The organism is Sphingomonas bacterium, assembly GCF_028289855.1.
GTDB lineage: Bacteria > Pseudomonadota > Alphaproteobacteria > Sphingomonadales > Sphingomonadaceae > Sphingomonas.
In genome coordinates, this window is sequence record NZ_JAQGKZ010000021.1 from 1 (window position 1) to 10,895 (window position 10,895).

The following is a 10,895-nucleotide window of genomic DNA, read 5'->3' on the forward strand; positions in this document are numbered from 1 at the left end:
CGCCAAGCTATCGCGCCGAGTCCACAACGCTGCCGAAAAAGCCGAGGAATTCACCCGCGGCTGGGTGACGGGCGGCACGTTGTTCGAGGAACTCGGCTTTTATTATGTTGGCCCGATCGACGGGCACAACATCGACCATCTGATCCCGGTGCTGGAGAATGTCCGCGACAGCGAGCAGGGCCCGATCCTGGTCCACGTCGTGACCAAGAAGGGCAAGGGCTATGCCCCGGCCGAGGCATCCGCCGACAAATATCACGGCGTCCAGAAGTTCGACGTCATCACCGGCGCGCAGGCCAAGGCGCCGCCGGGGCCGCCGGCCTATCAGAACGTCTTTGCCGACCAATTGATCAAGGACGCCGAGCGCGACCCGACGATCGTCGCGATCACCGCGGCGATGCCCGGCGGCACCGGGCTCGACCGCTTCGCCAAGGCGTTTCCGGACCGCACGTTCGATGTCGGCATCGCCGAGCAGCATGCCGTGACCTTCGCCGCCGGGTTGGCGGCGCAGGGGATGCGGCCGTTCTGCGCGATCTATTCGACCTTCCTGCAACGCGCCTACGACCAAGTCGTGCACGACGTTGCTATCCAGAATTTACCCGTCCGGTTCGCGATCGATCGGGCGGGCCTGGTCGGCGCGGACGGCGCGACGCACGCCGGCAGCTTCGATGTGACCTACCTTGCGACGTTGCCCAATTTTATCGTGATGGCCGCCGCCGACGAAGCCGAGCTAGTGCATATGACGCACACCGCGGCGCTCCACGATACCGGACCGATCGCAGTGCGTTATCCACGCGGGAACGGGACGGGCGTTGCGCTCCCCGAAACCGCTGAACAGCTGGCGATCGGCAAGGGGCGGATCGTCCGAGAAGGGAAGAAGGTAGCCATCCTATCGCTCGGTACGCGCCTGGCGGAAGCGTTGAAAGCAGCCGACGCGCTCGATGCGCGGGGGCTGTCGACGACGGTGGCCGACCTCCGCTTCGCCAAGCCGCTCGACGAGGAACTGATCCGCAAACTGCTAACGACGCACGAGGTCGCGGTGACGATCGAAGAAGCGGCGGTCGGCGGATTGGGCGCGCATGTCCTGACCTATGCCAGCGACACCGGACTGATCGACGCGGGGTTGAAGCTACGCACGATGCGTCTGCCGGACATGTTCCAGGACCAGGACAAGCCGGAAGTGCAATATGCCCAAGCCGGGTTGGATGCCGATGCGATCGTCGAGACGGTATTGAAGGCGCTCAGGCACAATGATGCCGGTGTCGTCGAAGGCGCACGTGCGTGAGGAAGGCGTAGACCTTTCGCGGCTGAACGCGGCCGAACGCACCGTTCTCGACCTGCTCGCTCAGGGGCATACCGCCAAGAGCATCGCGACGATCACCGGCCGCTCGGTCGGCTCGGTCAATGAGCGGCTGCGCGAGGCTCGCCGCAAGACCGGTGTCGGCAGCAGCCGCGAACTGGCGCGGCTGTTTGCCGCCCAAGAAAGTCGGGACGATCTTATCGGAGTGGTTAGCGGACCTGGGATCGCGTCAGATGGGCCTCGGGTCGCGATCAGCGGCCGCCTGTCCAAAGGATCGATGCTCATGACAATCGGACTAATCGGCGCGACGACCGCCGTGGCTATGCTGCTGCTGAACGCGCCCCAGACCGCCGACCGCGAAGCGGTATCGCTGATCGGCACGAGTTTCGGCAGTGCGGCTGCCGACCCCCGCGCGCTCAACTCGCGCTTCCTGGCCGAAAAGCGGGATGACCCCTGGGCGTCGGATACCGAAGCCGCGCTCGAAACGCGTATCGCGCCGATCCCGAATGTCGGCCCGATGAAAGTGAAGTGTGCAGCCACATTGTGCCAGGTCGCCGGCTGGATCGGACCGGCCGACGCCCAGCAGACCAATGCGGCGATGCAGGTCATTCAAAGCGAAAAATTGCACGCCGATATGCTCAAGCTGAAGCTAGTCGACGGCGCGATCTGGTTTGCCAGCGACACGCGCGAAGCCGGCAAGACCAGCTTCGTGATGTTCTGGAAGCGAACGGACGCCTGACGCGCCCGGTCACCGTCCCAGATAATGCTCCTGCGCAGCGTCAGTGGCGTTGATCGCGAGCACCGATCGCGCCTCGCTCGGGCTCAGCGCGTGGCCGGAGCGGTCGCCCGACGCAGCGATGACGCGGTCGAGCAATGCTCGGCCTTCTTCCCACCAGCCGATTCCGCTGGCGGCGTTCAAATGCCCCTGCGGTCCGGCGTCGATGAAATGGCTGCCCCAGAACGACGCCATGCTGCGCGCGCGGCCGATGTCGATCCATGGGTCGTCGCTCGACGCGACGAGGATCGAGGGGAAGGGGAGTGACTTGCGCGGGGTCGGGGCGAACCCCTTCAGTTCCGCCGCGCAATCGGGGCGATCGGCGTCGGCGGGCGCGTCGAGCAGCGCGCCGGCGACCGGCCAGCCATAAGGCTGCGGGCTCATTTCCGCCCACCACGCCACCGCGAGGCAGCCGAGCGAGTGCGCCGCGAAGATCACCGGCGCCTGTGCCTGGCGCACCGCCTGATCGATCTGAGTCACCCAGGCGTTGCGGTGCGGCGCATCCCACAGCCCGAGTTCGACGCGGTGCGTGTCGGGCCGGGCTTTCTCCCACAGTGTCTGCCAGTGGCTGGGCCCGGAGCCGCCGAGGCCGGGAACGGTCAGGATGGTCGGGAGCGTGCCGTCGGGGTGCGTGAACTGGCCCATGTCGATTAGACTCCACCAAGAGGGTGGGAAGAAGGCGGCGTGGGCGCTCTAGGGGGACGACCGCGCAGCTATCTTCGCCTTCTTCCCAACGCCGAAACTAATCCCTAGTTTCCTGATGGGAATAGGCATTGCGATGAATCGAATGCCGATTGCGCCAGTCGGATTTCAGCGTCAGATGCGAGCGATGGCAAAGGTGCGCGCCGACCAGCTAATCACCGACCGCGGGCTCGCCGAAAGCCGCACGCGCGCGCAGGCGCTGATCATGGCGGGGCTGGCGTTCGTCGGCGACCGCAAGATCGACAAGCCGGGGCAAATGCTGGCCGAGGACTCGGCGATCGAGGTCAAGGACCGCGACCATCCCTGGGTGTCGCGCGGCGGGATCAAGCTGGCGCACGGGCTCGACCATTTCGGCTGGGGCGTGAGCGACGCGGTGGCGATCGACGTGGGGAGTTCGACCGGCGGGTTCACCGACGTGTTGCTCAGCCGTGGCGCGGCGCGCGTTTACGCGGTCGATAGCGGGACCAACCAATTGGCGTGGAAGCTGCGCCAGGACGAGCGCGTGATCGTCCACGAACAGACCAGCGCACGAGTGCTGACCGGTGCGCACATCCCCGAACCGGTCGATCTGATCGTCTGCGACGCTAGTTTTATCGGGTTGGCCAAGGTGCTCGACGTGCCGATGCGCTTCGCCAAGCCGGACGCGCGGCTGCTCGCGCTGATCAAGCCGCAGTTCGAGGCGGGGCGTGATGAAGTGGGGAAGGGCGGGGTGGTGCGCGATCCCGCGGTGCATGCGCGCGTGTGCGATGAGGTCGCTGCATGGCTGATGGCGCGGGGCTGGATGGTCCAAGGCGTCACGCCAACCCCGATCACCGGGCCCGAGGGCAACGTCGAGTTTTTAATCGCGGCGCGTCTGCCGGAATAACTCCGTCATGCCGGACCAAGTCCGGAGTGACGGTTTTGGGGTAAGTGGGACACTTCCCACGACCGCGACGCTTGCCTTCGCCGCGCGCGCTGCCAGAAGGGCCCACATGGAAATCGCGACCAAGGGACAATTGCGCTGGGCCTTCCTGCGCTGGGCGGTGGTGACGGTGCCGCTGATCATCCTGCTCGGCTTCGCTTCGAGCCAAATCGCGCCGTCGGGCGACCACAGCCTATGGTATCGCGAACTCGCCAAGCCGGCGCTCAACCCGCCCGGCTGGGTGTTTCCGCTGGCCTGGACCGCGCTGTACGTGATGATTGGGGTGGCGCTGGCGATGATTCTCAACGCGCGCGGCTCGCGCTATCGCGGGCTGGCGATCGGCTTGTTCGCGTTCCAGATGCTGCTCAACCTGGTGTGGACGCCGATATTCTTCGGCGCGCATCTGGTGCTTGCGGCGTTGCTCGTTCTGGTCGCGATGTTCGTCGTGGCTTTGATCACGACGTTGGTGTTCGGCCGGATCCGCACCGCGGCGGCATGGCTGATGGTGCCGTATCTGGCGTGGCTGTGCTTCGCGGGCGCACTCAATTGGGGGATCATGCAGCTCAATCCCGATGCCGAGACGCTTGTACCGTCATCGTCGAGCACCCAGATGACGATCTGACGCGAATTTTTCTCGAGGATAAGACGATGCAATCCGAAAACCGCTTGTTCGACGATGTGGTCAAGTTCGTGAACGGCGCCGCCGGTACGCTGGCCGGAATGGGCCGCGAGGCCGAGGCCGCGACGCGCGAACGCGCGCGCGAATGGATCGGCGGGATGGACTTCGTCAGCCGCGAGGAGTTCGAGGCGGTCAAGGCGATGGCCGCTGCAGCGCGCGACGAGGTCGAAGCGCTGAAGAAGCAGCTCGACGCTCTTGAGGGCAAGGGCGCTGCTCCCAAGCCGAAGTCCACAAAGCCCTAACCGATTTTCCACAGCTTTCTCCACGCCTCCCGTTGCGTGGCTGGGCCGCAACGGGCAGATTCGGCCGCGATGACGCACGAGACTTGCCATGCTCGATGAAGCCGACCTGTCGCGCGAGGACGCGGCGCCGATCGACATGATCGAGAGCTACTATGCTGCGCACGGCTGGGACCATCAGCGCCATGACGATGAGGTCGTCGCGACGGTCAAGGGCAGCTGGACGCAATACGAGCTCCGCGCGCTGTGGCGCGAGGAAGACAGCGTGCTGCAATTCCTCGCCTTTCCCGACATTCGGGTGACTGACGACGAACGCCGCGGCGCGATCTACGAAGCGATCGGGCTGATCAACGAGCAATTGTGGATCGGCCATTTCGAACTCTGGTCGTCCTCCGGCATCGTGCTCTACCGTCATGCCGCGATGATCGACGGGACCGATGGCGGGACGCTCAGCCTCGAAGGTGCCGAATTGCTGATCGAATCGGCGATCGACGAGTGCGAACGCTTTTACCCCGTGTTCCAGTTCGTTCTGTGGGGCGGCAAGACGCCCAAGGAAGCGCTCGCCGCGTCGATGACGGAGACGCAGGGCGAGGCGTGAGCGTGCCGCAACGCCTCTGGCTGATCGGGTGCGGCAACATGGCCGGCGCGATGCTGCGTCGCTGGATCGACAGCGGGCAAGTGTCGGCCGACGCAGTCGATGTGGTCAACCGCCACGACCGCGATTTGCCGGGTGGGGTGCGCCAATCGCGCGCGCTGCCCGATGGACCGCCGCCCGACGCTATCATGCTCGGCATGAAGCCACAGCAGATCGACGAGATCGTTGCCGCCCATGGCAAGCGGATCGCGCCGACTCCGGTGCTGATATCGATCCTCGCCGGGGTCGAGGAAACGACGCTGGCGCAGCGTTTCCCCGGCCCCGCTATTGTTCGCGCGATGCCCAATCTGCCCGTTGCGTTGGGCAAGGGCGTGGTCGTGCTCCATGCGCGCGCCGCACCGCAATCCGCGAAGGATGCGGTCGCCGCGCTGATGGCACCGCTTGGGCTGGTCGAATGGACCGCAGACGAGGCGATGTACGGCGCGCTGGGCACGCTCGAAGGGTGCGGCCCGGCCTTCCTGTTCCGCTTCATCGACGCGCTGGCCAAGGCGGGGGAGGCGCTCGGTATCCCAGCCGATCAGGCCGCGCGGCTGGCGCTGGCGACGGTCGATGGTGCGGCGGCGATGGCGGCGGTTGCGGACGCGTCGCCCGCGACGCTCGCCGACCGCGTCGCGAGTCCCGGCGGGTCGACCCGGCAGGGGCTCAACGTGCTCGACCGCGACGATGCGCTGGTAAAGTTACTGACCGAAACGCTGCAAGCCGCCGAACGCCGCGGCCGCGAAATGGCCGCAGAAGCGAAGCGCTAGCCCCGCTCCCCCGGCGGCACCGAATTCTCGCGCCACGAATGGACCCGCGCGCGCTCGCTGTCGGGGATCAGCCCTTCGAGCACCGCCCAGAAGCCGGTCACCGCTTGCTGCCCGGCCTTCGTGTAGGCGGTGGCCATGATGTCACGTCCGGCGTGGAACAGTTCCATGTCGAGCGCCGAGCCGCTTTCGGTCAGCCGCAACAGCCGCTGGCGGCGGTCGCGGTCGCCGACGCGCGTCTCGACCAGCTTTCGATCCTCGAGTTCGGTCAAGACGCGCCCGAGCGACTGTTTGGTCACGCTCAGGATCGCGAGCAATTCGCTGACCGAAATATCGGGATGGCGGCCGATGAAATAGAGCGCGCGATGATGCGCGCGGCCGATTGAGTTTGCGCCGAGCCGTTCATCGACCGCGCGCGTGACGCGGCTATACGCGAAGAACAGCAATTCAGTGCCGCGGCGGATTTCCGATTCGCGCAGGAATTGGGCCGAAGCGGCTGGGGTTTGGACAGTCATGTTGACCTGGTTGCCACCGTAACGGCCCTATTGCAACCCTTGGACGCGCCGATATTCCCGCGCTATGGGACAGCGGCCATGACCATCGCGACCACGTTCCCGCTCGATCCGTCCGCCTCGCCCACGCCCGCCGAGGAGCGCGCGCAGCGGATGGTCGATCCCGGGTTCGGACGCGTCTTCACCGATCATATGGCGATCGCGCATTATAATGCGGCGGACGGCTGGCACGATCTGGCGATCGCGCCGCGCGCCCCCCTGACGGTCGATCCGGCCTGCGCTGTTCTCCATTACGCGCAGGAGATTTTCGAAGGATTGAAGGCGTATCGCACCGCCGACGATGGCGCCGCACTGTTCCGCCCCGACGCCAATGCTCGCCGGTTCCAGGCAAGCGCGCGGCGCCTCGCGATGCCCGAGCTGCCCGCCGATCTGTTCGTCGAATCGTGCCGCGCGTTGGTCAGAAGCGAGATCGACTGGATCCCGGATAGCGACGGCGGTGCGCTGTACCTCCGCCCGTTCATGATCGCCAGCGAGACCTTCCTCGGGGTCAAGCCGTCGTCCGAATATATCTATATGGTGATCGCATCGTCGGTCGGATCGTATTTCAAGGGCGGGCCCAAGGCGGTGTCGATCTGGGCGTCGGAGAATTACACCCGCGCCGCGCCCGGCGGGACGGGCGCCGCGAAATGCGGCGGCAATTACGCCGCGAGCCTGGCGGCGCAGGCCGAAGCCACCGCTAAGGGCTGCGACCAGGTCGTGTTCCTCGACGCGATCGAACGCCGCTATGTCGAGGAACTTGGGGGCATGAATATCTTCTTCGCGTTCGACGACGGATCGATCGCGACTCCGCCGCTCAGCGATACGATCCTGGCGGGTATCACTCGCGATTCGCTGATCCAGCTGGCAAGAGACCGTGGCATTGCGGTGCGTGAAGAGCGCTATTCGCTCGACCAGTGGCGCGCCGATGCGGCGAGCGGGCGATTGGTCGAAGCGTTCGCCTGCGGCACCGCGGCGGTCGTCACCCCGATCGGATCGGTCAAGGCGGCGTCGGGCGACTTCACGATCGGGTCGGGCGGCCCGGGCCAGACCGCGACCGCGCTGCGCGACGCCTTGGTTGCGATCCAGACCGGCGGCGCGCCGGATCGGCACGACTGGCTCGACCGGCTCTAAAGGACTTTGCAGACTGCGAAGCGCCGCTATAAGCGCGCGCTCCCGCGTGGAGATATTGGGGCGTAGCCAAGTGGTAAGGCAGCGGCTTTTGATGCCGCGTACCGCAGGTTCGAATCCTGCCGCCCCAGCCAACCAGTCCGCCTGCGAAACCGACGTGAGAGAGTGCGGGCTGCGAATGGCGCAGTTCCGCGCCGTTTGCGTTATTGGTGTCAACTAGAGAGAGCGTTGGGTCGGGCTATCGAGCCAGAAAATGGGCACATTCTCTATGGCTCCCTGGTAGTGTCGCAGTTTGAATTATTGAAAAGCGAAGGCCAGAATCGCGACCGCTGATCCCGCGACGGCGATTCCACCGTACAACTTGACCCTCGCCCAGAACGCATCCGGATTATCATTGAGCGTGATCGGCTTGTCGGGCCACTTGGTTGGGTGACGCCCGTTAGGACGCTTACCGCCACGCCGATCGATCCGATCAGCGCGAACACCAAACCCCCAAACGCGAAAAAGCTCATGCCGCTCGCTTCTTGTCAGGCCCGCGCTTGGCCGGTGCCGGTGCCGGTGCGAGCACTGGTTCGTGAAATCCGTGGATCGCAGCGCTCGCTGTCACTAGATATGCCGGCGCTACGATATCGTCGTATGATCGATCCGCGGTTGCCTCGCCAGCGGCGCGTTGATTGGATGCGTGTTGTCTCTCTCTTCCGCGTGGAGCGGGAGCCGACAGAAACAGCCCTAAATTGACTGGGTTCGTGCACTACGTAATCGCCAAATCTTGGGGCCGCCCGATGGCGGCTAACGACCCAATTGAGGACACTCGGCCAACGCCTGCCGCTGCATCACGAACAAGATCGGCTGTTTCTTACAATCCGAATTGTGCCGCGACGCCTAGCATTGGGCGATGCTCGCGGTGTTTGAGCGGTGAGGGGGAGGCCGGACATGCGCAAAGGATACTCAGCCGGAGCACTCGCGCTGGCGATGCTGATTGCCGGATGCGGCGGCAATGATGGCGGCAGTGCGAACGGCGCCACCGAGGTGGCGGGGTCCGACGATGGCGTCCAGTTGATCCCGGATACCACCGTCGGCACTGATTATGGCGCGACCGGTCCGCGCAAATGCTCGACCAAGAAAGTGCCCGCCAGCGGCCCGCCGTCGAATGAAACGATCGCCAAGTACGTCATCTGCGATGGCGAGCATGTGTCAGGCGAGAATGTGTACCTCTACGACAATGTTCAGGTCACTGCCGTGGCACCTGGTCGGCCATACAATCCCAATGAAGACGTCAACATGTCGAACATCGACATCAACAAGCCCGTTTATGCGATCAAGGGTTCGTTGCGCGGCTATCAGTGTGGACGGATCATGAAGCCGGGTGGCTACGATGGCGGTCCGTCGGATCACAAGGGGACGAATTGCAGTCGCACACCACAACCGAACGCATCGGGCTTGTGTTATCAGGACACGTTCGCTGACTGGTACTGCTCGCTGTTGGACGTCGATGCCCCAGTCAACGCGGAACGCGAGGTCGCTGCGCCTTAGTCACTACTCGTTGCAATCGGTACACCGCTTTGACAAAGCCCGACGGTCCAGTTCTTACCAGTCGCACGGTCGGAGCCTCGGCTAGACTCGTCCGCGGCGCCCTGCAGTCGCAGGTCGCGATAGCCAAACACGCGCACCACGAACTTTCGCTGGATGACATCGGTTGCCCACGTTGCGGACTCGACGGCCCCGGGGAGCCGGAAGCTTTCGCCTGTTCGCGCTGCGCGACAGTCGGCGCTGGGCGCTACTGCAGCAAATGCGGCGCCGAGCTTGAGCAAGGCCATGTCGTTCGCCGCGCGGCGCGCGCATTGTTCGGGCCGCTCTTCGAATATTTCGAGCATATTCGCTGGTTAATCCGTCCACGCGAGCTGGCGCACGAGATCCGCGATGGGCACTTCACGGGGGTTGAACTGATCGGGTTCTGGGTCGCCGCAGTGCTGGTGGCGAGCCTGATCGAAGCGTTCCTGCCGGTCGCCGAGGGCGAACATTTTGAATTGCCGATCGTACTGGAAGCCGCGCAAGCGCTATTGCTGATGGTGCGAACGGTGATCGTGTTCGCGCCCGCACACCTTCTGCTCCGAATCGGGCACCGGGACGTTACGGTTCGCCAATTTCTGCTGACGATACTCACGGTCGCCGCGTTGCTTTATCCTTGGCTCAAGCTTGTGCAGGGTGTGATCGTGCACCGCCTTCCGGGCGAGCCGACCTGGTGGACGATGCCGTTCAGCATAGCATTTTACAGCGCCGCCTTCGCGGCTCTCTACCGGCGGCGAATATGGACGGCGCTGCCAATATTCGGGGGCTATGTCATGGCGCTGGTGGCGCTGCTCGCGGGACTGGCAGTGTTGGCAGCACAGACCGCTCACAAGCCATCCCCGCCGCAATCGCCTCCGGTAACGGCGAAGAAGTCATGAACGACACAGATTCTCTAGCCTGTACGCGGTGCGGCTTCGATGCGGCGGTCGACGGCAGGCCGGCGGCGTGCCCGCGCTGCGAAGCGGCGGCGATTGGGAAGTATTGCGCAAGCTGCGGTGCCGAACTGGAGACCGGCCATCTTGCGCGCCGGGCGATGCGGTCCCTTTTTGAGCCCGTCGCCCAATATATCGAGCATGCGCGGTCGCTGATCCGGCCGAGCCACTTGATTCACGAGATTCGCGAACGCCGTTTCACGATCGTCGATCTGACCGGGTTCTGGGTCGCTGCGGTGCTGATCGGGTCGCTGATCATGACGATCCTGCCGATCAAGCATAGTCAAAGCGAGCATTTCGCACCTCCGATCGTCACCGAAGCGTTCCAGGCGATCGCTGTGATGGGGATGGTCACGGTCTTATACGCGCCGCTTCACCTTCTGCTGCGGATCAAGCGCCGCGACGTTTCGATCCGCGATTTCTCGATGACGATGCTCACGGTGATGGCGCTGATCTTCCCGTGGCTAGCCTTGTTCGAGGGAGCCGTCTTTCAATTGCGATTGCCGGGCGATCCCAACAATTGGGGCTGGATCGTCCTGTTCCCTGTGATGGTGATTGCACTGGGGCGTCTCTATCGCCGCCATGTCGTCGTTGTGGCGGCGATGATCCTAGGTTATTTTGCCTCGCTGTTCGCGCTCGTGTTCGCGTTGGTCATCGCCGCCGCACTCCTGGCGCACGTGCCGATCGGTAACGCGACTTCGAAGGCTGCGGCGACCGAAACGCG

The 10,895-nt window shown here is 64.6% G+C and carries 13 protein-coding genes and 1 tRNA gene; 12 read left to right on the forward strand and 2 right to left on the reverse strand.

The annotated features are described in order from the left end of the window. Both dxs and JWM94_RS01585 read left to right on the forward strand, forming a co-directional pair. On the forward strand, window positions 1–1,282 hold a 1,282-nt coding region (dxs, locus tag JWM94_RS01580; RefSeq protein WP_299420411.1), incomplete at its 5' end, for a 1-deoxy-D-xylulose-5-phosphate synthase. Further along, window positions 1,248–2,036 (forward strand): helix-turn-helix transcriptional regulator, encoded by a 789-nt coding sequence (locus tag JWM94_RS01585; RefSeq protein WP_299420415.1) that lies wholly within the window; start codon window positions 1,248–1,250, stop codon window positions 2,034–2,036. The genes dxs and JWM94_RS01585, both read left to right, overlap by 35 nt. 9 nt (window positions 2,037–2,045) lie before the next feature. On the opposite strand, the gene JWM94_RS01590 is transcribed toward JWM94_RS01585, so the two are convergent. Next, complete coding sequence (locus JWM94_RS01590) at window positions 2,046–2,717, reverse strand: alpha/beta hydrolase (protein ID WP_299420419.1); 672 nt, start codon at window positions 2,715–2,717, stop codon at window positions 2,046–2,048. 184 nt (window positions 2,718–2,901) lie between these two features. On the opposite strand from JWM94_RS01590, the gene JWM94_RS01595 reads away from it, so the two are divergent. From JWM94_RS01595 to JWM94_RS01615, 5 genes are all read left to right on the forward strand, one after another. Continuing rightward, a complete protein-coding gene (locus tag JWM94_RS01595) occupies window positions 2,902–3,639 on the forward strand; it encodes a TlyA family RNA methyltransferase (protein WP_299420424.1) in 738 nt (245 codons plus the stop codon). A gap of 106 nt (window positions 3,640–3,745) precedes the next feature. Further along, entirely contained in the window at window positions 3,746–4,297 is a 552-nt protein-coding gene (locus tag JWM94_RS01600; protein ID WP_299420426.1) for a TspO/MBR family protein, read from the forward strand. 26 nt (window positions 4,298–4,323) lie between these two features. Next, window positions 4,324–4,596 (forward strand): accessory factor UbiK family protein, encoded by a 273-nt coding sequence (locus JWM94_RS01605; protein WP_299420429.1) that lies wholly within the window; start codon window positions 4,324–4,326, stop codon window positions 4,594–4,596. Between the two features lie 88 nt (window positions 4,597–4,684). Further along, complete coding sequence (locus tag JWM94_RS01610) at window positions 4,685–5,191, forward strand: YbjN domain-containing protein (RefSeq protein ID WP_299420431.1); 507 nt, start codon at window positions 4,685–4,687, stop codon at window positions 5,189–5,191. Further along, window positions 5,188–5,994, forward strand: coding sequence for a pyrroline-5-carboxylate reductase family protein (locus JWM94_RS01615; RefSeq protein ID WP_367185843.1), 807 nt, complete (start codon window positions 5,188–5,190; stop codon window positions 5,992–5,994). The genes JWM94_RS01610 and JWM94_RS01615 overlap by 4 nt, the downstream gene beginning before the upstream one ends. Here the strand turns inward: JWM94_RS01615 and JWM94_RS01620 are convergent. Then, window positions 5,991–6,506 carry a helix-turn-helix domain-containing protein gene (locus JWM94_RS01620; protein WP_299420433.1) on the reverse strand — a complete coding sequence of 172 codons (516 nt, stop codon included), beginning with the start codon at window positions 6,504–6,506 and terminating at the stop codon, window positions 5,991–5,993. The two genes, JWM94_RS01615 and JWM94_RS01620, sit on opposite strands and share 4 nt — an antisense overlap. A 78-nt stretch (window positions 6,507–6,584) precedes the next feature. Here JWM94_RS01620 and JWM94_RS01625 point away from each other — a divergent pair, with 78 nt between their 5' ends. The 5 genes from JWM94_RS01625 to JWM94_RS01645 form a co-directional block, all read left to right on the forward strand. Next, window positions 6,585–7,673: a branched-chain amino acid aminotransferase gene (locus JWM94_RS01625; RefSeq protein ID WP_299420435.1), complete on the forward strand. Its 1,089-nt coding sequence runs from the start codon at window positions 6,585–6,587 to the stop codon at window positions 7,671–7,673. A 56-nt stretch (window positions 7,674–7,729) separates the two neighbouring features. Next, window positions 7,730–7,804 (forward strand) — tRNA-Gln (locus JWM94_RS01630). A 799-nt stretch (window positions 7,805–8,603) separates the two neighbouring features. Continuing rightward, entirely contained in the window at window positions 8,604–9,203 is a 600-nt protein-coding gene (locus JWM94_RS01635; RefSeq protein ID WP_299420437.1) for a hypothetical protein, read from the forward strand. Between the two features lie 29 nt (window positions 9,204–9,232). Then, the gene (locus tag JWM94_RS01640) at window positions 9,233–10,117 is read left to right on the forward strand and encodes a hypothetical protein (RefSeq protein WP_299420439.1); all 885 of its coding nucleotides are present in this window, start codon (window positions 9,233–9,235) and stop codon (window positions 10,115–10,117) included. A gap of 155 nt (window positions 10,118–10,272) precedes the next feature. Beyond that, window positions 10,273–10,895: hypothetical protein (locus JWM94_RS01645; RefSeq protein WP_299420441.1), on the forward strand; the 623-nt coding region annotated here is incomplete at its 3' end.